Origin of the sequence: Streptacidiphilus monticola, assembly GCF_042658505.1 — a bacterium.
Taxonomy (GTDB): Bacteria; Actinomycetota; Actinomycetes; order Streptomycetales; family Streptomycetaceae; genus Streptacidiphilus; species Streptacidiphilus monticola.
Genome location: NZ_JBHSQJ010000049.1, coordinates 48,270 through 70,359, shown reverse-complemented (window position 1 = coordinate 70,359; position 22,090 = coordinate 48,270). Strand labels below are relative to the sequence as shown.

The following is a 22,090-nucleotide window of genomic DNA, read 5'->3' as shown; positions in this document are numbered from 1 at the left end:
ACATGTGTTGCTCGCGCCCACGCGGCGGAGCCGCACATGTCTGCAGCCGCGCGCCCCTGGCGGGGCTAGCTGTCGGAGGTCAGGCCGTGGCGGAGTTGGGCGAGGGTGCGGGTGAGGAGGCGGCTCACGTGCATCTGGCTGATGCCGACCTCCTCGCCGATCTGGCTCTGCGTCATGTTCTGGAAGAACCTCAGCATGATGATCCGGCGCTCCCGCGCCGGCAGCTTGGCCAGCAGGGGCTTCAGGGACTCGCGGTACTCGACCCCCTCCATCCCGGCGTCCTCGTAGCCGATCCGGTCCGCCAGGGGCCCCTCGCTGTCCTCCTCGGAGGGGTTGCTGTCCAGGGAAGACGCCGTGTACGCGTTCCCCACCGCCAGGCCCTCGACGACGTCCTCCTCGGTGACGCCGAGGTACTCCGCGAGCTCGGCCACGGTGGGTGAGCGGTCCAGCCGCTGGGACAGCTCGTCGCTCGCCTTGGTCAGCGCCAGGCGCAGCTCCTGCAGACGGCGCGGGACCCGCACCGACCAACTGGTGTCGCGGAAGAAGCGTTTGATCTCGCCGATGATCGTCGGCATCGCGAACGTCGGGAACTCGACGCCCCGGCTGTGGTCGAACCGGTCGATGGCCTTGATCAGGCCGATCGTGCCGACCTGGACGATGTCCTCCATCGGCTCGTTGCGGCTGCGGAAGCGGGCCGCCGCGTAGCGGACCAGCGGGAGGTTGAGCTCGATCAGCGTGTTGCGGACGTAGGCGCGGTCCGGGTGGTTCGCCTCCAGCGCGGCGAAGCGGAGGAAGAGGGAGCGGGAGAGCGTCCGCGTGTCGAGCGGCTCAGCCCCCTCGGCCTGACGCGGGGCGGGGAGAACCGGGATGCTGCGGACGAGAGCGTCGGACACGCTACCCCCTTCTGATCTGACCTGCTCTGCCGGTGCTGGCGGTGCATCTGTGCAGTTGATGTGTCGACATGGCGATGAGCCGTGACACGAGGGGAATACCGGTCCGGAGGCGGGGCCAAACCCGAACAGCGCCAGTTGTCACGCAGTGGTAACCCGGTTCAACACCAGGCGCTTTGGGCAGACTGATCCTCTTGTATGACTGGAGTAAGCGCTGCTGACGTCGCGTCAGCCGGCTCAGTTCTCCCAGGAGTTGCCGCTCCGCAGCCTGGCGAAGATCCTGGCCAGCAGGCGTGAGACGTGCATCTGGGACATCCCCAGCTCGGTCGAGATCTGCGACTGGGTGAGGTTGCCGAAGAATCGCAGCATCACGATCTGGCGCTCCCGGTCCGGCAGTTGCACGAGGAGGTGGCGCACCATGTCGCGATGCTCCACATGGGTGAGCGCGCTGTCCTCGTACCCGAGGCGGTCCAGCAGGGCAAGTCCGCCCTCGTGCTCCTGCGCGGCCTCCAGCGAGGTGGCGTTGTAGGCGCGGCCGGCGTCCAGGCAGGCGCGCACGTCCTCCTCCGGGATGCGCAGGCAGGCGGCGATCTCCGGGACCCGGGGCTGGCGGCCGTGGGTGACCGTCAGCTCCTCCATCGCACCGCTGACCTGGACCCACAGCTCCTGCAGCCGGCGCGGCACGTGCATGGTGCGGACGTTGTCGCGGAAGTAGCGCTTGATCTCGCCGAGGATCGTCGGCAGCGCGTAGGTGGGGAACTGGACGCCTCGGGACAGGTCGAAGCGGTCGATGGCGTTGATCAGGCCGATGGTGCCGACCTGCACCACGTCCTCCATCGGCTCGTTGCGGCCGCGGAAGCGGGCGGCCGCGTAGCGGACCAGCGGGAGGTTGATCTCGATCAGCGCGTCCCTGACCCGCTCGTGCTCCGGGGTGCCGGGCGGGAGCTCCGTGAGCCGTTCGAACAGGACCCGGGTCAGCGCCCGTACGTCGACCCGTGAGCCCTCGGTCGACGGCGGCGTCTGCTCCGGCAGCGCCTGCTCGGGAGGAGCGACGGGGGGCGCGGGGTCTTCCTGTGCGCCCCCTGGGGCCTGCTTCACGACCATGCCACCCCCTCGATACCTTGCGTTCCTGTGCGCGACCGGCTATTCCGGCAAACCGGTCATAGCATCACAAGAGGGGCGCTGGTCGGCAAGGACCAAAACAGGGGTGTTGGTCGCCGGTCGTCCGATCGGACGAGTCGTCAGAAGCCTTTCGCCGCAGCTCAGACGTGGAAGTCGGCGATCACCCAGGTGGCGATGGAGCGCCAGTGGTCGACGGCGGCCAGGTGGTCCGGGTGGGTGGCGTAGCCCGTCAGTCCGGCCTCGTCCTCGACCAGGCTGTTGATCGCGAAGTCGTACGCGTTGTCGCGGGGCGAGACGTTCCAGCCGCACTGCCACTCGCGGAGCTGCTCGATCTTGCCGCCCAGGGCTTCGAACATCGCGGCGCCCTCGAGCGCGCGCGGGTCGTCCTTGGCGACGCCCTCGTTCAGCTTGAACAGGACCAGGTGGCGGATCATGGCGCGGCTCCTCGGGTGCGTCCGGTGACGGGTGCCCCGAGGCTACCGAGTCCCGTCCGGCACTACTTGACCAGGTTGGTCATGAAGGTGCCGAAGGCCTTGGCGGCCGTGGAGATCCCGGTGAAGCCGTCCTGGACCAGCTGCGCCGCCCGGGCCGGCTGCGTGATGATCGTGTAGAGCACGAAGATCACCAATGCATATGTGGCGATCTTCTTCGCCTGCCCCATCCCCGGCCGCCCCCTCCCCTGTGGTGCCTCACTCCAATGGCCGAAAGCCTAGCCCGTTCCACCCCTGTCAGGGACGTGTGAGCGACGTGGGACCAAGGTCCCGCGAAGACGGGACGGAGGCCCGCGGCGCAGGCGGCGGGGAACCGGCAGGGTGGAAGACGTACCGGGTACGGTCTGGCAGGAACCCCCCGGTACGTGGAGCCGGAGCCCCCGCTGTGGGACCGGCCTGCGCGTCCGCCCGCGGACCGCGCGGCGGGTTGTGGGGCTCCGCCCGGGGGAGCGGCACGTCCCCCCACGCGCTGCTCCCCCATCTCCGGGCCGTCCTCGGAGTCGACGACCCTCGGCGCCGCTGAGGGGCTGTCAGTTCATCGGCACCAGCGTCAGATAGGCGATCCCCATCACGCCGCGGTAACCGCGCAGCCAGCTGCTGCGATGACCGTCCAGGCGCGCCCGCGTCTCCTCGGCCAGCGGATGCCCGGGGTGGGCGGCCAGCCACTCCTCCACATCGGACTGGTAGCCCGACTCGAACTCCTCCCACTCCTCGGGGCTCGCCGTCTCGATCCAGGACGTGCGGAAGCCGGCCGCGACGGCCAGATCCGTCAGGCCGGCCAGGTCGTGCAGCTCGGCCGCGGAGGCGCCCGGCCACATGTGGCCCAACTCCTCGTCGGTGGGCGGACGCTCCCAGAAGCCTTCGGCGAGCAGCACCCGGCCGCCCGGGTTCACCAGGGCGTGCAGCTCCTTGAGCGCGACCGCGGTGTGCTCGGGCGGCTCCGCCTCGCTCAGCGCGTGGCTGGCGCTCAGGCAGAGCACGACGTCGGCGCGGCCGCGTGCGGTGCCCACCGCCGACTCCGCGACGAACTCCACCCGCTCGGCGAGTCCCCGCTGCCGCGCGTTGGCCCGCCCCCGGGCCAGGTCCTCCTCCTTGACGTCCAGGCCGACGCCCCGGGCCTCCGGCACGGCCGCCAGCAGACGCAGCATCAACTCGCCCCAGCCGCACCCGATGTCCAGGACCGTGCGGGGACCGGTACGGGCCAGCCGCTCGACGATGCGGGCGGCGCGCCGGTCGGAGAGCGGGCCGTGGAAGTCGAGCCGGGTGAGCCGCGGGGGCACGGTGGAATCAGTCATGCCCGGCACCCTAGGCGCGGGGGCGGCTCCGAGTCGTGCGCGTTTCGGCGACGTCGGCGCCGGGGCCGGCCCCGGACGCGCGCGGCCGCACCGCCCCGGCGGACCGGGACGGTGCGGCGGGGGTTGCCGGGCGGGACCGCCCGGCCGTGACGGGGGATCAGATGCGGTCGGCGGCGATCAGCAGGTACTGGAAGGAGCCGTCCCGGTAGGAGGAGAGGAACGGTTCTTCGATGCCGGTGGCGACCGAGGACTTCGACCGCAGCTCCCAGTAGGGGATGGTGAGCGGCGTCAGGTCCCGCACCTCCACCGGCACCAGGCGGTTGGCGGCCAGGGCGCGGAAGTACTCGCTGCGGCCGTGGATGTTGCACTCGTAGTGGGCGTTGATGGTGGACACGGCCTTGCTCGGCTGGCCGTAGACCTCGTTGTAGCAGCCGGTGATGGTGACGTAGCGGCCGCCGCGCTTCAGCAGCCGGGAGTGTGCGGCGAACAGGTCCATCAGGTCCACGTACATGGTGGACTCGTTGTTCCAGACCGCCTGGTAGGCCCCGGCCGTGAAGCCGGTGTCCAGCATGTTGCCGACGTGGAAGGAGACCCGGTCGGCCACTCCGCGCCGGCGTGCCTGCTCGTTGGCGAACGCGGCCTGCTTGCTGGAGAGCGTGATGCCGTCCACGTGGCAGCCGAAGCGGGCGTTGGCCAGGATCGAGGTCCCGCCGCGACCGCAGCCGGCGTCGAGGATCCGGTCCTCGGCGCCGACGTAGCCGAGCGCGCCGAGCAGCACCTCCGCCTGCGCGGTCTCCAGGCGGTGCAGTTCGTCGATGATCGCCTGGTCCCGCTCCGCCGCGGGTCGGTCCAGCACCGTCCAGTCGACGTCGCCCACTCCGTAGTGGTGGTGGTAGAGCCCGTCCACGTCTCCGAGACGGAGGTTGACCGGCCGCTCCTCCTCGTTCCAGTAGCGGGCGATGTCGTTCTGGTAGGGGCTGATCGACGTGGTCATGCAGTCTCCTCCTGGGACCAGAAGTCGGGCAGGGTGTAGCGGAAGGTGTTGCTGGCGTGCCACTCGTGGTTGCCGGCCACCCAGGCGGCCAGGCCGGCCAGGTAGCGGGCGAGCACCGGGTCCGGGAACTGGGCCCGCAGGTGCTCGCTCTCGGTCTCGAAGCGGCGCATGATCTCGTTGTGGATCTCGACGGCCCTGAGGAAGGCGTCGCGTTCGGACAGCCCGTCCCGCCGGGCGAGCACGGTGGGCAGGTTGAGGTGGGGGCGCGGGGAGCGTTGCTCCTTGGTGTACGAGTAGAGGTCGTTGACGAGGGTGGCGGCGTTGCCGCCGAGCGCGGTGATCCGCTGGAGCGCGGGCAACGCCTGGACGTGGGCCGGGAGTTCGTAGCCCGCGACCAGGTCGTTGAGCGTCAGACAGGGACGGAAGTTGTTGAACTGACGCATCACCAGGTACTCCCAGACGGGAGGGGTGACCTGGTCCAGGCTCCAGGCGGCCTCGTTGAGGTACCCGAGGTGGAGCCGGGCCAGATCGTGCCGGAGCCGGTCGCCCTGGGCCGGTGCGGCCCAGGGCAGCGCGAGCTCGATGGCCGAACGGTAGGCGCGCAGCGGCCCGTCGGCCGCCATGCCCTCGCGCCAGTGGGCTTCGTACTCGGGGGTGGAGTGCAGCGGGTCGAGCGCGGAGTGGGCCAACCCCAGCCGCGCGCCCAGCCCTTCGGGCGAGCCGCCGTGGTCCTCGCAATACTCGTCGTCCACCGCGTTCTCGGCCACGAGCAACCGGGCGGCGACGACGAGCCGTTCGACGTCGGCGTGGTCGGGGTGGGAGAGGCAGACGGACCGGCCGAAGCCGAAGCCCGCGAACTGGTCCTCCCACTCGGGCGGTACCAGGTCGAGGGTCCGCGCCCACTCCTCGGTGCGCCGGTCGACCTCGGCGACGAGGGCGGGATCGGGCCGCACCGCGGGACGGTAGTGCAGCCCCGGGATCGGACGGACCGGGATCTCTCCCGGGGGCGTGCTGCGTCCCTCGGCGGCGGGAGCGTCAGGGGCTTCCCGTGTTTCATGTGCTGCCCCTGCTCGCGGTGCGTCCTCGGGGTCCGGCTGCACGGGCCGGCCGGCGACGCCGGTCCGCCCGCCTGGGGGCTCCGGAACCGGCAGGCCGGGTATGCGCAGTCCGGACGTGCCGATGCCGCTGGGTCCGTAGGGGATGTCTCGGAGGTCCCCGCGGGGGGAGTGGTGGGAGTCGTCGGTGGCCATGGAGTGCTTGGCTGGGACGGGCAAGCTGAACTCGCACTTCTTCGTCGTGAATCCGGCCGCGGACAGACAGGCCATGCGGTGCCTGGACCGTTCCGGTACGGTGCACCGCGCCTTCGAGGTCAGATCTACCTCGCTCGAAGCCCCCGTATGCGCCTGCCCCCAGCCGCACGGACGTGCGGCGGGTGAGCGCCCGGAACGCCTGTGCGAGGGGAACGCCCGGGCGCGGCTCGGCGCCGGCCGCCCGCCCCGCGCGTCAGCCGAGCCGTTCCTGCCGCGTCCGGCCCGCTGCTCTCCGTCACTCCACTCCGGGCGGCTCGGCCCCGGCGGGCAGGCATGCCCGGAACAGGCCCAGCAGCTGCTGCCCCGCAGGGCTGTCGGCCTTGAACGTGCTCCCCCAGTCCTCGGACGGTATCCGCGGGCCCCACCAGCGCACGCGGTCGCAGTTGAAGCAGAAGGCGGCCTCGAAGAGGAACCCCGCCGCTCCATGCACGCGGACGCCCCACCCGGGCTCGAAGCACAGGAACATGGCGCTCTCCGGGACCTGCGCGATCACGGTCCGGAACGCGCCGATCTCAGCGGCTCCCCAGCGGGCGATGACCTCACCGCGCACGACATCGCGGAGGCCGACCCGCTCGTAGTCATGGATGCGGACCACCTCCACGGTCTCCGCCTTCTCGACCGCGCCCGGCAACCGCACCCGTTCAGGGTGCCCGGCGCCGCCCTCCTCCGCCAGCCCCTCGTGGGGCTGCGGTTCGGACCACGTCTGGGACCGGAATCGAGACCGCTACGACGGAAGGCCCCGACCGTGCAGGGCGGGGCCTTCCGTTTGTGCTGCTCAGAGCGGTAGCGGTGGGATTCGAACCCACGGTGGAGTTGCCCCCACACACGCTTTCGAGGCGTGCTCCTTTGGCCGCTCGGACACGCTACCGGGGGATACCTTACCGGATGCCCAGAGCTGGTCCTAACCACTTGGCGGGCGGCCCCACCAGGGGAACAGGGGCGGGCGTCACTCCGTCAGCAGCCGGTGGCCGTCGAAGAAGGAGAGCAGGAGGTCCGCGCACTCGTCCGCGAGGACGCCGGGGACGACCTCGGGGCGGTGGTTGAGGCGGCGGTCGCGGATCACGTCCCAGAGGGAGCCGGCGGCGCCGGCCTTCTCGTCGTGGGCGCCGTAGACGACGCGGGCGAGCCGGGACAGCACGATCGCGCCCGCGCACATGGTGCAGGGCTCCAGGGTGACCACGAGCGTGCAGTCGGAGAGCCGCCACTCCCCCTCGCGGCGCCCGCCGACGCCCGCGGCGGAGGCCGCCTGGAGCGCGGCAGCCGCCGCGCGGATCGCGACGACCTCCGCGTGGGCGGTCGGATCTCCCACCGCCTCGCGCTCGTTGTGGCCCCGGCCGATGACCGCGCCGTCGGGGCCCAGCACGATCGCCCCCACCGGGACGTCGCCGGTCGCCGGGGCGAGGGCGGCTTCGGCGAGGGCGAGGCGCATGGCCGGGTGCCACTTGTCACGAACAGGGTCGGGGCGCATGCCCCCAGTCTTACCGGATGGGTTCAGCGGACCGCTTCGAGGACCTCGCCGCAGCCCAGGGCCTCGGCGATCTCCGACAGCGCGTCGCCGGTGGACCCCTCCCCGGCGAGGTCCATCAACTCCTTTGCGCCGAAGCCGAACTCCATCAGGAGTCCGGCGTCCCCCAGCGGTCCGTTCGGGACTCCGTCCGCGTCGGCGCGGGCGTCGTCGTCCTCCTCCTCGTCCGTCTCCGACTCGGCGTCCTCGTCGTCCAGGTCCACCACCAGGTGGTCCAGGTCGTCGAGGTCGTCGGCGTCGACGCCGAGCAGTTCGTCGGTCAGCACGATCTCGCCGTAGGCGCTGCGGTTGGCCGCCGCAGCGTCCGAGACGAAGATGCGCGGGTCCTCCTCGCCGTCCACGCGGACGACGGCGAACCATGCGTCCTCCTGCTCGAGGAAGACCAGCACGGGCTCCTCGTCCACCGCGGCCTCACGTGCCAGGTCGGCCAGGTCGGCGAGGGTTTCGACGTCGTCGAGATCGGTCTCGCTCACGTCCCACCCGTCCTCGGTGCGAGCAAGCAATGCAGCGAAGTACGCCACCAGCGACTCTCCCAGGTCATTGGCCACAGGACCGGCCCCCGGTCCAGGGTGTCCAGGTGCGAACGCCCCATCGGCATCGTGACAGATAGCAGCGCGCTCCGGGGAGTGTTCGGGCGCGCGTCTTCCCTGGTCGTGTCGGGCTGTTCGAGAACGTGCGGGTGACGGGGCTGTCGGTGGCTGACGTCGTGTCAGCAGCGGAAGGTCAGTACCGGAAGGTGCGCATCCGTGCGGCCTGCCGCAGCCGCTGGACCTTGGTGCGCCGGGGGTGGACGCGTTCGCGCAGTTCACGTGCCTCGGCCAGCTCGCGCAGGAACACCGCGCGGCGCCTGCGGCGCTCGACCGGATCCTCTACGGGTTCGTCGTCGCTGGGCTGCTGCTTCGGCATGGGGCACCTCCGGCACCTCCGCTGAGCGGTTCGTCCCCTCCACCTTCCCCGTCCGCGCCGTAGCACACCACCTGACGGCTCGTCCGATCGTCGCTGGTGGGAGCGGCGTGTCGAGGGCGGCTCGCTGCTCGGCTAGCCTCGACGCATGCGGATTCATGTCCTGGACCACCCCCTGGTGGCGCACAAGCTGACCACGTTGCGCGACGAGCGCACCGACTCGCCCACGTTCCGCCGCCTCGCGGACGAGCTGGTGACGCTGCTGGCGTACGAGGCCACCCGGGACGTCCGGACCGAGCCGGTGGAGATCACCACGCCTGTCGCGGTGACCACGGGCGTGAAGCTCTCCTACCCGCGCCCGTTGGTGGTGCCGATCCTCCGGGCCGGCCTCGGCATGCTCGACGGCATGACCCGGCTGCTGCCCACGGCCGAGGTCGGCTTCCTCGGCATGGTCCGCAACGAGGAGACGCTGGAGGCGTCCACCTACGCGACCCGGATGCCCGAGGACCTGTCGGGGCGTCAGGTGTACGTGCTCGACCCGATGCTGGCGACCGGCGGGACGCTGGTGGCCGCGATCCGCCTGCTGATCGAGCGCGGAGCGGACGACGTGACGGCCATCTGCCTGCTGGCCGCGCCCGAGGGGGTCGCGGTGCTGGAGAAGGAGCTGGCCGGCCTGCCGGTGACCGTGGTCACGGCGGCGGTGGACGACCACCTCAACGAGCACGGCTACATCGTCCCGGGCCTCGGCGACGCCGGGGACCGCCTCTACGGCACGGCCGGCGACTAGCCCCTGCTCGGGGCCCGCAGGGCCCCTTCGGGGGCGCGAGGATCCCTCGTTCCCGGGTTGGAGTGCCCCCACCGCGAGGACACACCACCCGGGGAGGTCCGACCCCATGTGCGGGACGGACCTCCACGGGTGGTGTGTCCTCGCGCAGTTCCTCACGCCCCGTAGGGGGCCTGCGGGCCCTACTTGCAGGCGGCCGAGGATGACGGCTTCGGGCTCGGGGAGGCCACCGCCGCGAGGGCCTGGGCGGCCTGGGCCGGTGTCAGCAGCGCGGTGAAGCCGTTGCCGATCACCAGGTCCACCGTGGCGTCCTTGCGGGTGTCCACGTGCGTGGCCGCGCCCGAGAGCTCCGTGCCCAGCACGGTCATCAGGGGCTTGCTCGCGGCGCCGCCGATGATCTCGCCGGTGGTGGTGACCTTGTGGTCCAGCGTCGCCGGGGCGTTGCCGATCTTGCCGATCTTGAAGCCGCGGGCCTTGAGCTGGTTGGCCGTGTTGCCGGCCAGGCCCGTGCGGGTGGTCGCGTTGTAGACGTTGACCGTGATCGCCGACGGCGAGGGCAGCGCCGACGGTGAGGCGGAGGCCGAGGCCCCCGCCGAGCCGGCGGCGTCCGCTGCGACGTGCGCGCAGCCCGCTGCGACGTTCTTCTTCTTGCCCCCGCCGAAGATCTCGACGAGTTGGAAGGTGCCCACGCCGATCACGGCGAGGGCGACCAGGATGCCGATGGCTTTGAGTCCGCGCCTGCGTTTCTGACCGGGCCGACGCAGCCGCGGATACGCGGTTCCGGTGATCCGGTACTGCTTTCCCTTGAGGCCGGGGGGAGTCAACATGCTCACGCCGGGGTGCCCCCTTGTGCGCCGAGGCCGTGCTTGCGGTTTCTTCAGGCCAGACTATTCCCGAGCCCGGGCTGAGCGTACTAAAGGATCATCATCCGGGTGACAAGCGCAGCCGGACGGGTGACTTGAGGCCCCGTCAGCCCCCGTCGGCGGGGAGCCGCCGACCCGGTGTCAGTCCAGTTCGAGCACCCGGGCGTGCAGGACCTGCCGCTGCTGCAGCGCGGCCCGGACGGCCCGGTGCAGCCCGTCCTCCAGGTAGAGCTCGCCGTCCCACTTGACGACGTGGGCGAAGAGGTCGCCGTAGAAGGTCGAGTCCTCGGCGAGCAGGGTCTCCAGGTCGAGCTGGCCCTTGGTGGTGACCAACTGGTCCAGCCGCACCGGGCGCGGGGCCACGTCGGCCCACTCGCGGGTGCTCACCCGGCCGTGGTCCGGGTACGGCCGCCCGTTTCCGATGCGCTTGAAGATCACACGGGAAGCCTACCTTCCCAGAGCCTCGCCGTGCAGCCACGCAGGTGTTCGGAAGCCCTCGGGCCGACCGGCTCAGCCGCGCAGGGCGAAGCCGATCCGGTCCATGGAATCCAGCCGCATCAGCCCGTAGTGGTAGAACTCGACTTCGGGAACGCCGAGTTCGCGCAGCGCGCGGACCTTGGTGCGCAGGTTCTCCGGTCCGTCGCAGTCCTCGTCCATGGGGCGCAGGATCACCGACATCCGCTGCGGCGGTATCCCGTGCCGGGAGAAGGCGGCGACCTTCTCGGACACCGCCTCGGGGGAGCGGGCGTAGCCGAGCGTCTCGATCTGCGGCACGGCCTTGCCCAGGCCGGCCAGGTCGATGCCGGAGAGCCAGCCGGTGCCCGGGCCGCCGCCGTCGATGAAGCTGAGACGCATGCCCAGGGAGGCGGCGACCTCGGCCGCCTCCTCCGCGAGCGAGGTGACGGCTGCCGCCGAGGCGTCCACATAGGCGGCGACCACGCCGTCGCCGAGTTCGTCCACGGTGTACGGCTCGGCGGCGGAGTCGGCGTGGGCCAGGCGGCGGCGCAACTCCTCCTGGACCCGGCGGCGCACCTCGTCGGCGGGGACGCCCTGGGCGTCGGCCGAGCGGCGGCAGTGGACGCAGAAGCAGATGCCGAGCAGGGCCTCGGTGTCGGGGCCGAGGTGCTCGAAGTAGCGCTCGTGGTGGTAGCCGTGGCGCAGGCCGTGGAAGTGCAGCGACTCGGCGCGGATGGCGTCGACGCCGTAGCGGGCGTGCTCGGCGACCAGGGTGCGCACGTACGCGCGCACCTCCGGGTGGGCGGGGCAGAGCTCGGTGAGGTGGCGGTCGCCGAAGGCGTTGGCCGGGGAGCAGTCCGGGTGCTGGAAGCCCAGCCGGTCGTTGTGCAGGAAGACGGTCCAGGCGTGCAGCGCCAGGCCGCGGCGGTGCGCCTCGGCGGCGGCCAGGGCGAAGGGGTCGTCGTCGCCGATGGCCTGCGCGGCGACCGGGCGCAGCCGGCGGCCGGCCCAACTGGCCTCGTCCGGGCGGAAGTAGGCGGCGCCGGGCTCGAGGTAGCGGAGCACCCGGCGGGGGTTGTGCGGGAAGACGTCGCGGGCGGCGTGGTACACGGAGGCCAGGGTGACGGCGCCGACGCCGGCCCGGTCGGTCAGATTGCCGAAGAAGCCGTCCGCCCCCTCGTCCAGCAGGTCGGTGGCGAAGGCGAGGACGGAAGCGGACGGGACGGGCGGCTGGGCGGCGGTACGCACGGCGGACAGGCTAGCGATCACCCACCGAGTTGGTCTAGACCTTCTGCTGTCATCGCCCCCGGAGGACTGCCCTCCGGGGGCGATGACGGGACCGGTCAGTTCCCGAGCTGGAACATCCGCTCGATCACGCGGCTCGCGGCCTTGCCGTCGTCCAGGTCGCAGAACTGCTTGCGGAAGGCCTCGTACTCGGACGTGTAGCGGGCGGAGACGGCGTCGATGTCCCGCAGCGCGTCCACCAGTTCGGCGGACGTGGAGATCAGCGGTCCGGGCGCCTCGTGCTCGAAGTCGAAGTAGAAGCCCCGCAACTTGTCCCGGTAGTGCTCCAGGTCGTAGGTGAAGAAGAGCATCGGGCGGCCGAGGTTCGCGAAGTCGAACATCAATGACGAATAGTCCGTCACGAGCACGTCGGTCGCCAGGAACAGCTCGTTGATGTCCGGGAAGCCGGAGGCGTCGAAGACGAAGCCGTCGCCCGCGCCGGGGACGCTGTCGACGATGTTGGGGTGCTTCCGGATGAGCAGCGCGTAGTCGTCACCGAGACGGGTGCGGGCGTCGTCCAGATCGATCTGCAGGTCGAGCTTGAACCGGCCCGGGCTGTAGAACTTGTCGTCCCGCCAGGTCGGTGCGTAGAGGATCACTTTGCGGCCCTCGGGAATGCCGAGACGGGCCCGGATCTCCGACGCACGCCGGTCGCGGTCGGCGGCGTAGAGGACGTCGTTGCGCGGGTAGCCCGCCTCGAGGATCTCGCCGTCGAAGGCCATGGCCCGCTTCAGGATCGGGGTGCTGAACCGGTTGGGCGAGACCAGGAAGGACCAGCTCTGCGCCTCCTCCGCGACCCGCTCCAGGTAGCCGGTCTGGTCGAAGGTGACGTTCTCGATGTCCCAGCCGATCTTCTTCAGCGGTGTCCCGTGCCAGGCCTGGACGATGACCTGGCCCTCACGGCGGCGTATCCAGTGCGGCAGGTGGGCGTTGGTGATCACGTACTTGGCGCGGGCCAGGGCGGAGAACCACTCCCTGCTCCACATCGCCACCGGGGTCACCCCCTCGGGCAGCTCCACCTGCTGGTCGCGGACGATCCACAGGTGCTCCAGCGGCTCGCCGCGGCGCTGCAGCTCCTCCAGCACCGCACGCGGGCTGTCGGAGAACTGCTTCCCGGTGTAGGCGTCGTAGAGCACGGCCTGACGCAGCGGGCGGCGGCGCTCCTCCTGGTAGAAGGTCTGGCGCAACTGCTTGAGGCGGTAGGGTCCGCGCTCCAGCGGGTCAAGTTCCGAGTCGATGAAGAGGAACAGCTGGTCCAGGTGACGGCGCGTCAACTCATAGGCACGCTTGCGGATGACACGGGTCGGCTCCTCCGCGAACAGCGTGGCCGCCACCCGCACCGGAACGTCCACCGGGACGCCGCTGACGGCGTCGCGGTGGCGCAGCCGGAAGTCCCAGGAGCCGGCCCGCAGCGGGAGCATGCCGGCCGGGGTCGACAGGGCCGCCGGCGCGATGCGGGCCTCGAAGCGCCCGTCCAGGACCGTCAGCGGGAAGACGTGCTCCTCGTGGTGGCCGCGGGCCCGCAGCACCAGCTCCGCGCCGGCGGAGCGGCGTGCGGCCCAGCGTCCGGCCAGGGCGATGGCGTCGTCGGCGGTCCAGGCCAGGGTGTCGGCCACCGGTTGTACCGGGCGGTCCTGCAACCGCAGGTGGCCGGGGCCGTTGCGGTCGACCAGCAGCTCGTGCTCGACGTCGAAGTGCTCGTCGATCGGATGTGCGGCCGGGGCGACGTCGTCGTCCATGACGATGCGCACCGGGCGGGGCAGACCGGGGAGGACCAGGGAGGCTTCCCAGGTGTCGTTGGCGGAGCCGACCTGGGCCGACGGTGACAGCTCGGAGGTGCGGCTCTTGACCAGCAGCTCGAGCGGCACCTCGGTACTGAAAAGCAACCCGCCCGAGCCTCGGGTCAGGTGGGCGGGGCGTCGGATCGTCACGCCGCCCCGGCGCTCCAGAACCAGCTCCGCAGCGGCATCGGCCGCGGGCGTGCTGTCGAGGTAGGCGCGGCCGGCCAGGCGCAGCACGCCGCCGTCGAGTTGGTGGGAGGTCAGCCGTGCCCGGACCGTCTCCACCCGCAGTTCGAGCCCGCCCTGATGGAACTGCGGGGTGATCCGCACGTTCTCCTCGACGTAGCGGTAGCGCGGATGCGCGGCGTTGCCGCCGCGGCCCACGCCGACCTGGCCGTAGCGGAACGCGCCCTTGGTGGCGGCGATGCCCACGGCCAGCCGCCAAGTGCCGTCCACCCACTTGCCCTTGGTCCGCAGGCGGCGGGGGTCGATGGCGAGCTCGAAGCCCGACCAGTCGTAGTTGTGGTTCTCCCGGCCGTAGAGGGAGGTGACCTCGGGCGTGTAGGTGGTGCGCAGCGGCACGACGGAGGTCTGCTTGGTGCGGCGGTTGCGCAGCATCGCCATGCGGAGCTGGGAGCGCTTGGAGGCGGCATCCAGTTCGGAGATGTAGGCGTGGCCGGCCACCACGAAGCGGTCGCCGTTCCAACCGGTGCTGGTGGTGCGGGAGACCACCTTGAGCTCGGAGTCCAGCCGGTAGACGTGGTTGGGGACGCCGACCGAGGGGTCACCGCGGAAGGGGTAGTCGGCGGTCGGGCGCAGGGAGCCGGGGGCCAGGGGTATGCCCTTGCCGCCGTTCTTCTTCTCCCAAGCCAGCACCTCCAGCAGCTCCGGCAGTTTGCGGGCGCCGATCAGGTGCCACTTGAGCCGCATCAGCGACGGCAACTTGGCGACGGTGGCCGGATCCACCCGGCTGAGGAAGTCGGCGGCCCGATCGATGAAGATCTGGCGGAAGGTCTCGTCGCCCTCCTGCAGCACCTGGATGAAGATCTTGATGTCGCCGTTGAGGGCGGACTCGTCGTACCAGCGCTTGTACTCGGTCCAGCGCGGATCGGTGGCGGCGTGCGCGGCGAGGAAGCGGCTGACGCCGTCGACGGCGGCGATGCGGTCACGCACCGCGTTGTGCTCGGTGCGCCGCTGGGTGATCGACTTGCCTTCGCCGGCCTCGCGCTGCCGCCAGTAGTAGACGACGTCCTGGAGCACGTCCACGCTGGCCGCGTTGAAGTGGGCAGGCAGGGTGAGCGGGATGTCCTCGTAGAGCACGCCCTCGGGGAAGGCCATCCCGTGCTTCTCCCAGAACGTGCGCCGGAACATCTTGTTCGGGGCGAGGCGGTCGTAGACGAGGATCCGGTCGCGGCTGATGTGCGTCTTCAGCCGCGTACGGGTGGTCGCCTGACGGTGCATCGGGGACTGGCGGGTGCCGTTGGAGTCCAGCAGGAAGACGTTGCCGGAGACGAAGTCGGAGCCGGTCTTGTCGAGCGTCTCGGCCATCTTCCGGTAGGCCCCGGCCGGGATGATGTCGTCGCTGTCCAGGAAGACCAGGTAGCGGCTGTCCGGATGCATGTGCCGCACTCCCGCGTTGCGGGCCGCGCCCAGTCCGGCGTTGGCTTGCTGGACCAGGACGAACCGCGGGTCCCTCGCGGCGAAGGCGCGCGCGATGTCGGCGGTGCCGTCGGTCGCGCCGTCGTCGACCATGATGCACTCCAGTTCCCGGAGCGACTGATCGGCCACGGACTGGAGGCATTCCTCCAGATACCGCTCGACGTTGTACATCGGCACGATGACCGACAGGATCGGCGCCGCCATGAGGTCCCCTAAGTCGTTCAGTTCCGTCCAGCCCAGCGGCCCGGGGTTGGGTGCGGGTCGCTGGATTTTAATGTGAACCAGCCGTGAACAACGGCGAACAAATAGGCGACATCCGGACAATCAGCGCGATAACTGTGAGCATCTCTTACGCGTTTGTGACTCTCCGGACAGGCCTGTGACACGCCTCGGCTAAGGTCGTGCGGTGTACCTGTCCGAAACCCGCTCGTCCGACCGGGCCCGAGCCGCGGGGCCGCGGAGCCGACGTTCCCTTCCCCGGGCAGCCGTCTCCGGCACCGTCCTCACCCTGGGCTTGACGAGCCTGGTGACGGACGTCTCCGCGGAGATGCTCACCGCGGTGCTGCCGGTCTACCTGGTCACGGGGCTCGGCCTGAGCATGCTTCAGTTCGGCTTCCTGGACGGCCTCTACTCCGGCGCCACCGCGCTGCTGCGGGTGGTCGGCGGCTACCTCGCGGACCGCTTCACCGCGCGCAAGCTCGTCGCCGCCTCCGGGTACGCCCTCTCCGCCGTCACGAAGCTGGGTTTCCCCCTCGTCGGTGCCTCGGTCCCCGGTATCGGGCTGCTGCTCGCGGCCGACCGGGCCGGCAAGGGCATTCGCACCGCCCCCCGGGACGCGCTCATCTCCCTGTCCACCGCGCCCGAGCACCAGGGCCGCGCATTCGGGCTGCACCGGGCCATGGACACGGTCGGCGCCTTCATCGGACCCGTGGTCGCCTTCGCGCTGATGAGACTGCTCTCCACCGACCGCGGCACCGCCTACGACGCAGTCTTCGTCGTCAGCTTCTGTATCGCCGTCGTCGGTGTCGCCGCCCTGCTGCTGCTCGTCCGGGACCCGTTCCGGGCCACCCGGGCCCGGCCCGACGGCGTCTCGGTGCGCGCCGGACTGCGCTTGACGCTCCGTCCGGTACTCGGCCGCCCCTCGCTGGCGGCGCTGCTGCTCGGGCTGGCCACCGTCAGCGACTCCTTCGTCTACCTGTCGCTGCAGCAGCGCACCGACCTGGCCATCGGGTGGTTCCCGTTGCTGCCGCTGGGCACGACGGGGGTCTTCCTGCTCTCCGCGGTCCCGTTGGGGGCGCTCGCCGACCGGATCGGCCGTCGTCGCATCCTGATCGCCGGCCACCTGCTGCTCGCGCTCGCCTACCTGCTGCTCACCGGCGCTGTACCACTGGGAGGCAGGGGACTGATCATCACCGTCCTCGCGCTGCACGGCCTCTTCTACGGAGCGACGGACGGTGTGCTGATGGCCCATGCCGGCCCGCTGCTCCCGGAGCGCCTGCGCACCAGCGGTCTCTCGGTTCTGCAGACCTCCCAGGCCTTCGGCCGCTCCGTCTCGTCCGTCGCCTTCGGCGCCGTCTGGGCGGCTTGCGGGCCGGTCACGGCCGTACGTGGCTTCCTCGTGGCGCTGCTGGTGGCCGTGGCGGCCGCGGCACTGCTGCTGGGCGTCCGGCGGAAGGCGGCTGCCACTGACCCGGTTGCGGGGCCATGGGCATGAAGTACCGGCTGCTGGCCTTCGTCCTCCTCGTCCTGGCCTGCGCCGGGGCGGCCACTGGCTACACCCTTCATGCCCTCCAGCGCGACCGGACGGCTGTCGGGGGCGGGGCGACGCCGCGCCCGCATGCCCTGGATCTGACCCCCGGCTCGCCCCGACTGGTCTTCCAGCAGACCGGTGCCGGTTCCGGCTACGGCCATGTGGGAGAGACCGGCTCCGACGGCACGGGACCCCGCCTGATCGACCGTCAGACCTGCGAGCGCGTCTACGCCGCGGCAGGGCGGCTGCTCTGCCTGCACGGGTCCGGCGGCCTCATCGTCCACCAGGCCGCCACCCTCTACGATGCGGCGGGCCGTCAGATCGACTCCCGTCCGGTGCCGGGGCTGCCGAGCCGGGCCAGGCTCTCCGCCGACGGCAGGATGGCTGCCTGGACCGCGTTCGTCTACGGGGACTCCTACACCTCCGTCGGCTTCTCCACCCGCACCGCCCTGCTGGACACCCGCACCGGCGTCTACGTCCCCTCGCTGGAGGAGTTCCGGACCCTGCGCGGCGGGCGCACCTTCGAGCCGGCCGACCGCAACTTCTGGGGCGTCTCCTTCGCGCGGGACGACAACACCTTCTACGCGACGCTCGGCAGCCCCTCCTCCGGAGGCACTTTCCTGGTTCGCGGAGACTTCGCGGCCCGGACGTTGACCGTGCTGCGCAGCAATGTCGAGTGCCCTTCACTCTCCCCCGACGGCACACGGCTCGCTTTCAAGAAGAAAGTCTCCGACGACCAGTCCCGCCCCTGGCGGCTTTACGTGCTGGACCTGGCCACCATGAAGGAGACGCCGCTCGCGGACTCCCGCAGCGCCGACGACCAGGCGGACTGGCTGGACCTGCACACGGTGGCCTACGCCCTGCCCGGCAGCGGCCGGAACAGCTTCGACATCTGGGAGCAGCCGGCCGACGGCAGCGGCAGGCCGAAGCTGCTGCTGCACGATGCCGCGTCGCCCTCCGTGATCGGTCGACGCTGACGGGCCGTCAGCGCAACCGGACCGGCGCCGCCCAGCTCAGTTGGTGTAGGTGAGCCGGCTCGGCGGGGACACGTAGCGGCGGTAGTTGTCCACCGCCGGGTGGACGCGTCCCGCCGGTCCCTGCTGGAAGACCCGCAGGACGTTCGCGGTCACCAGGCGGGCGAAGTCGCCCGACACCGCCGGAACCCGCTTGGCCTTGACCGAGTTGCCTCGGCAGCCGGTCGCGCCGCCCAGGCTGCAGCTCCAGCCCATCGTCCCCGTGGCGAACACCCCTGCCCCGGAGGGCACCGTGTAGTAGGCCGCGTTCGAGTGGGTCTTGACCGGGGCACCGGGGATCTGGCAGGTCACCGGGGACTGGCTCACCACCTGGATGGGGCGCGGCACCGGCACCCCGGCCGTGAGCCGGTCCGTCTCCACGTTGACCAGACCCGGGAAGTGCTGGCCCGCCTTCACGCCGGTTCCCGCGAACATCCAGGCGTGGGGATCCGTCACCACGAAGTCGCCGTAGACGGGGTTGCACTCGTAGTAGACACCGGTCAGCGAGCTCTCAGGGCGCGGGTCGGGAGGTAGCCGCCACTGCTGGGTCGCCTCGGCCGGATTGGTGAGCGTCATCGGGTCCTCGGCGGCGTTCTTGTAGACCACCACCACCCGGTTCCGGCCCACCGAGCTGTTCTCCAGCCGGATGTGCCGGTAGGCCGTGTTCGAGGACAGCAGCGCGATGTTGGTGCCCGCCCCGCGGATCCGCAGGGTGTTGTCCCGCATCCCGGACGTCCAGTACTCGTCGTGCCCCGCGAAGAAGAGGGAGCGGGCGCCCTGGAACAGCCCGGGGCTGGTGGACAGTTCGAGGTCCGTCTCATAGGCGAGCGGGATGCCGAGCTGCTCCGCGAGCGAAAGAGCGGGGAGCTCGTACCAGTTGAAGTAGGAGCCGTTCTTGTCATAGGGCCGGTCGAAGCTCGCCTTTCGGGAGCGCTGGTTGTAGTCGCCCGCGCCCTTGTAGCCGGTGTAGCCGCCGCCGTAGACGTTGTAGCCGCCGCCCCACTTGTTGTACGCGGCCCAGGTGGTCACCGAGTTCATGAAGACGGTGCGGCCTGAGGTCCCGGGGGAGCGGAGAGTGATCGGCACCCAGCGGTCGTGCCCCTGCGCCGAGACCAGCTTGAGCAGGTAGTCGCCCTGCGGCCAGCCCGCGGTGGGCACGGTCGTCGTCGGACTCCACGGGGCGTAGACCTCGTTGATCCCCGGGATGCGCTTCGGCGCCGCCTGCTTCCGGCCCGGCACCGTTCCGGAGCGCCAGACCAGCCGGCCCTGCTTGCCGCCGTACCAGCCCATCCGGAACGCTTCGATGCGGAAGGACGGGGCCGTGGTGGACACGTACAGGCGGAAGCTCTCTCCCGGCAGGACGCTGACCTGGTCGGCGAATCCCTCGATGGCGTCGGTGGGACCGGGGTTGCTCAGCTTCCAGGAGGTGGTGCCGGGCAGGCGGTTCTCCTTCGCCACCGTCCAGGGCGCATTCACCACCGGGACGCTGAGCGTGCCGGTGGCAGTGCGCTCGGCGTCCTGGCCGCCGCCGCTGCCGGCGGTGCAGCCCGTGAGGAGCAGGGCGACGGCCGCGAGGGCTGGGGCGAAGCGGGCAAGCGCGGTCCTCCGCACGGGGCATGCCTTTCTGGTTAAGCGGTGCCGTGGTCCTGACGGCAGGTCAGGAAGCCGGATCAGAACTCCCAGCTGTAGGGCATGTCCTCCGGGAACGGCCGGGCGTACTCCTGGTAATTGTCCACGGCCGGATGGCGGCGCCCCACAGGACCCCTGGCGAACTCCTGGAGCACGTTCTTGGTGACCTGCTCCGTGAAGCGGCAGGTCTCCGGCGGGTTCTGCTTCCGGTAGCCGCCCAGCGGCAGCGCGGGGGTCCAGCCCAGAGTGCCGGTGCTGAACACCCCGGCCCCCGAAGGCGACGTGTAGTAGCAGGAGTTGGCGTAGGTGGAGGTCCCCCGGCACACGAGCGGCGAGTCCGAGAGCACCTGGATCGGACGGGGGACCGGGACGTCGGTGAAGAGCTTGTCGTACTCGACCCGGATCAGCCGCCCGTAGCTGGACCCCTTGACCGCGCCGGTGCCTGCGAACAGCCAGGCGTCGGGCTCGGTGACCACGAACGGGGCGTCGCAGGGGTTGGACTCGTACTGGACCCCGCAGATCTCGCTCTCCGGGCGGGGGTTGGGCGGCAGCCGCCACTGCTGGGTGGCCTCGTCCGGGTTCGACTCCAGGAACGGGTCCTCTTCGGCCCGCTTGAAGCAGGTCATCACCCGGTCTTCGCCCAGCCCGAGCGTGCTCGGCTCGAAGCGGACGTGCCGGTAGGCGGTGTTGGCCCCGAAGAAGGCCAGGTTTCCGCCCGAGTCGCGGACCCGCAGCACGGTCTCGCGCATGCCGGAGGTCCAGTACTCGTCGTGGCCGCCGAAGACGAGCCCGCGGCAGCGTCGGAACAGTTCCGGGCGGGCATGCAGGTCGTGGTCGGTGGCGTAGCCGAGCGGCAGGCCGAGCTGCTCGGCCAGGGAGAGCAGGGGCAGCTCGTACCAGTTGAAGTAGGAGCCGTTCTTGTCGTAGGGCCGGTCCAGGCTGACCTTGCGGGACCGCCGCTCGTAGTCGTCGACGGAGCCGCCCGGTCCGCCGTAGATGTTCCAGCCGCCGCCCCAGCGGTTGTAGGCCTGCCAGGTGCTGGTGGCGTTGACCATGACCAGCTTGCCGGCGGTGGACCGGGACCGCACCGTGATCGGGACCCAGCGCTCGAAGCCTTCTGCGGAGACCAGCTTCAGCAGGTAGCAGCCCTCGGGCCAGCCACGGGTCGGGACCGTGGTGCTGGGCTCCCAGGGGGCGACGACGGTCCAGTACGGGTCCTCGACCTTGGCCTCGGGCTGCAGCCGACCCGGCACCTCCTCCGAGCGCCAGACCAGTCGGCCCTGCTTGCCGCCGTACCAGCCCATCCGGTAGGCCTCGATCCGGAAGCTCGCGGCCGTGGTCGAGACGAACAGCCGGAAGCTCTCGCCCGGGTCCACGGCGAGCCTGTCGGCATATCCCTCGACCGCGCGATCCGGTCCCGGACGCCGCACCCGCCAGCCGTCCGTGCCGGGGCGGGCGTTCTCCCGTCCGACCGTCCAGGGCGGCTCGATCCCGAGTGAGCGCAGCGTGCGTCCTGCCGCGCGCCGCACGCGCTTGCGGGTCGAGGTCATGGGCCTGTTCCGTTCGTCCTGACTTGCTGGGAAACACCTGATCGTAGACAGGAAATCCGCGGTACCCCTGCGGTTCACCCGAACTCCGACCTGGGTCTCACCAGGGACGCGACTTCGCAGGAAACGGTTCCTTCGGGACGGCAGGGGCGGTGACGGAGAGTCAGCTCTCAGCGAGGAGGCCGTCGCGCTCCCGGTAGAGTTCGCCGGTCTCCGGGCACCGCCACACCCCGGGGCGGTCGGTCTCCTGGAGACGGGCGCCGGCGCGGCCCACCCAGCCGGTGCGGCGCGCGGGGACCCCTGCCACCAGCGCGAACGGCGGCACGTCACGGGTGACCACTGCTCCGGCGGCGACCAGGGCCCACCGGCCCACCCGGACCGGGGCCACGCAGACGGAGCGCGCGCCGAGTGACGCGCCCTCCTCGACGACCACGGCCACGGCCTCCCAGTCGTCCCCGCGCTTGAGCCGGCCCTCCGGCGTGACCGCGCGCGGGAAGTGATCGTTCGTCAGGACCGCCGCCGGGCCGACGAAGACGCCGTTCCCGAGCACCGCGGGCTCGTAGACCAGGGCGTGGTTCTGCAGCTTGACGTTGTCCCCGAGGCGCACACCCGGGCCGACGTAGGCCCCCCGGCCGATGATGCAGTTGCGGCCCAGCCGGGCCTTCTCGCGGATCTGGGCGAGGTCCCAGACCGTCGTGTCCTCCCCGACCTCGGCTGACGCGTCCACCTGAGCACTGGGCTGGATCTTCGGCTTCATGGCCGGAGTGTAGGCGGGGTGCACCCGGCCTCGGGCC

At 71.1% G+C, this 22,090-nt stretch carries 21 protein-coding genes and 1 tRNA gene; 3 read left to right on the top strand and 19 right to left on the bottom strand.

All coding sequences use genetic code 11. The annotated features are described in order from the left end of the window. Positions 1–65: 65 nt before the first annotated feature. From ACFP3V_RS13110 to ACFP3V_RS13055, 12 genes are all read right to left on the bottom strand, one after another. On the bottom strand, positions 66–893 hold the full coding sequence (locus tag ACFP3V_RS13110) for an RNA polymerase sigma factor SigF (RefSeq protein ID WP_380583149.1): 828 nt from the start codon (positions 891–893) through the stop codon (positions 66–68). Between the two features lie 234 nt (positions 894–1,127). After that, the gene (locus ACFP3V_RS13105; RefSeq protein ID WP_380583148.1) at positions 1,128–1,994 is read right to left on the bottom strand and encodes an RNA polymerase sigma factor SigF; all 867 of its coding nucleotides are present in this window, start codon (positions 1,992–1,994) and stop codon (positions 1,128–1,130) included. Positions 1,995–2,152: 158 nt separating this feature from the next. After that, on the bottom strand, positions 2,153–2,446 hold the full coding sequence (locus tag ACFP3V_RS13100) for a Dabb family protein (RefSeq protein WP_380583147.1): 294 nt from the start codon (positions 2,444–2,446) through the stop codon (positions 2,153–2,155). A gap of 62 nt (positions 2,447–2,508) precedes the next feature. Continuing rightward, positions 2,509–2,673: a hypothetical protein gene (locus ACFP3V_RS13095; protein ID WP_380583146.1), complete on the bottom strand. Its 165-nt coding sequence runs from the start codon at positions 2,671–2,673 to the stop codon at positions 2,509–2,511. A gap of 360 nt (positions 2,674–3,033) precedes the next feature. Then, complete coding sequence (locus ACFP3V_RS13090) at positions 3,034–3,798, bottom strand: SAM-dependent methyltransferase (protein ID WP_380583145.1); 765 nt, start codon at positions 3,796–3,798, stop codon at positions 3,034–3,036. A 157-nt stretch (positions 3,799–3,955) separates the two neighbouring features. Further along, the gene (locus ACFP3V_RS13085) at positions 3,956–4,792 is read right to left on the bottom strand and encodes a geranyl diphosphate 2-C-methyltransferase (RefSeq protein WP_380583144.1); all 837 of its coding nucleotides are present in this window, start codon (positions 4,790–4,792) and stop codon (positions 3,956–3,958) included. Next, positions 4,789–6,042, bottom strand: a complete 1,254-nt coding sequence (locus ACFP3V_RS13080) for a family 2 encapsulin nanocompartment cargo protein terpene cyclase (protein WP_380583164.1) — start codon at positions 6,040–6,042, stop codon at positions 4,789–4,791. Before ACFP3V_RS13080 ends, ACFP3V_RS13085 begins: the two co-directional genes overlap by 4 nt. Before the next feature lie 295 nt (positions 6,043–6,337). Continuing rightward, positions 6,338–6,739, bottom strand: a complete 402-nt coding sequence (locus ACFP3V_RS13075) for a hypothetical protein (RefSeq protein WP_380583143.1) — start codon at positions 6,737–6,739, stop codon at positions 6,338–6,340. A 144-nt stretch (positions 6,740–6,883) separates the two neighbouring features. Next, positions 6,884–6,970: transfer RNA gene (locus ACFP3V_RS13070), tRNA-Ser, on the bottom strand. Between the two features lie 78 nt (positions 6,971–7,048). Next, positions 7,049–7,570 (bottom strand): nucleoside deaminase, encoded by a 522-nt coding sequence (locus tag ACFP3V_RS13065; protein ID WP_380583142.1) that lies wholly within the window; start codon positions 7,568–7,570, stop codon positions 7,049–7,051. 23 nt (positions 7,571–7,593) lie between these two features. Then, positions 7,594–8,100 carry a tRNA adenosine deaminase-associated protein gene (locus ACFP3V_RS13060; RefSeq protein ID WP_380583141.1) on the bottom strand — a complete coding sequence of 169 codons (507 nt, stop codon included), beginning with the start codon at positions 8,098–8,100 and terminating at the stop codon, positions 7,594–7,596. Between the two features lie 250 nt (positions 8,101–8,350). Continuing rightward, on the bottom strand, positions 8,351–8,533 hold the full coding sequence (locus ACFP3V_RS13055; RefSeq protein ID WP_380583140.1) for a hypothetical protein: 183 nt from the start codon (positions 8,531–8,533) through the stop codon (positions 8,351–8,353). A gap of 145 nt (positions 8,534–8,678) precedes the next feature. On the opposite strand from ACFP3V_RS13055, the gene upp reads away from it, so the two are divergent. Then, positions 8,679–9,317: a uracil phosphoribosyltransferase gene (upp, locus tag ACFP3V_RS13050; RefSeq protein WP_380583139.1), complete on the top strand. Its 639-nt coding sequence runs from the start codon at positions 8,679–8,681 to the stop codon at positions 9,315–9,317. Between the two features lie 179 nt (positions 9,318–9,496). On the opposite strand, the gene ACFP3V_RS13045 is transcribed toward upp, so the two are convergent. The 4 genes from ACFP3V_RS13045 to ACFP3V_RS13030 form a co-directional block, all read right to left on the bottom strand. Next, complete coding sequence (locus tag ACFP3V_RS13045; RefSeq protein ID WP_380583163.1) at positions 9,497–10,141, bottom strand: LytR C-terminal domain-containing protein; 645 nt, start codon at positions 10,139–10,141, stop codon at positions 9,497–9,499. Between the two features lie 177 nt (positions 10,142–10,318). After that, positions 10,319–10,615: a type II toxin-antitoxin system VapB family antitoxin gene (locus ACFP3V_RS13040; protein WP_380583138.1), complete on the bottom strand. Its 297-nt coding sequence runs from the start codon at positions 10,613–10,615 to the stop codon at positions 10,319–10,321. A gap of 72 nt (positions 10,616–10,687) precedes the next feature. Then, complete coding sequence (locus tag ACFP3V_RS13035; protein WP_380583137.1) at positions 10,688–11,881, bottom strand: hypothetical protein; 1,194 nt, start codon at positions 11,879–11,881, stop codon at positions 10,688–10,690. 95 nt (positions 11,882–11,976) lie between these two features. Next, complete coding sequence (locus ACFP3V_RS13030) at positions 11,977–15,561, bottom strand: bifunctional glycosyltransferase/CDP-glycerol:glycerophosphate glycerophosphotransferase (protein ID WP_380583136.1); 3,585 nt, start codon at positions 15,559–15,561, stop codon at positions 11,977–11,979. Between the two features lie 202 nt (positions 15,562–15,763). Between ACFP3V_RS13030 and ACFP3V_RS13025 the strand changes: the two genes are divergently transcribed. After that, the gene (locus ACFP3V_RS13025) at positions 15,764–17,071 is read left to right on the top strand and encodes an MFS transporter (protein ID WP_380583135.1); all 1,308 of its coding nucleotides are present in this window, start codon (positions 15,764–15,766) and stop codon (positions 17,069–17,071) included. Next, positions 17,062–18,084: a TolB family protein gene (locus ACFP3V_RS13020; RefSeq protein WP_380583134.1), complete on the top strand. Its 1,023-nt coding sequence runs from the start codon at positions 17,062–17,064 to the stop codon at positions 18,082–18,084. Before ACFP3V_RS13025 ends, ACFP3V_RS13020 begins: the two co-directional genes overlap by 10 nt. Positions 18,085–18,120: 36 nt before the next feature. On the opposite strand, the gene ACFP3V_RS13015 is transcribed toward ACFP3V_RS13020, so the two are convergent. The 3 genes from ACFP3V_RS13015 to ACFP3V_RS13005 all read right to left on the bottom strand — a co-directional run bounded on the left by ACFP3V_RS13015 (position 18,121) and on the right by ACFP3V_RS13005 (position 22,053). Then, positions 18,121–19,731 carry a N,N-dimethylformamidase beta subunit family domain-containing protein gene (locus ACFP3V_RS13015; RefSeq protein ID WP_380583133.1) on the bottom strand — a complete coding sequence of 537 codons (1,611 nt, stop codon included), beginning with the start codon at positions 19,729–19,731 and terminating at the stop codon, positions 18,121–18,123. A gap of 59 nt (positions 19,732–19,790) precedes the next feature. Next, positions 19,791–21,299 carry a N,N-dimethylformamidase beta subunit family domain-containing protein gene (locus ACFP3V_RS13010; RefSeq protein ID WP_380583132.1) on the bottom strand — a complete coding sequence of 503 codons (1,509 nt, stop codon included), beginning with the start codon at positions 21,297–21,299 and terminating at the stop codon, positions 19,791–19,793. 160 nt (positions 21,300–21,459) lie between these two features. After that, complete coding sequence (locus ACFP3V_RS13005) at positions 21,460–22,053, bottom strand: acyltransferase (RefSeq protein ID WP_380583131.1); 594 nt, start codon at positions 22,051–22,053, stop codon at positions 21,460–21,462. Between the last annotated feature and the right edge of the window lie 37 nt (positions 22,054–22,090).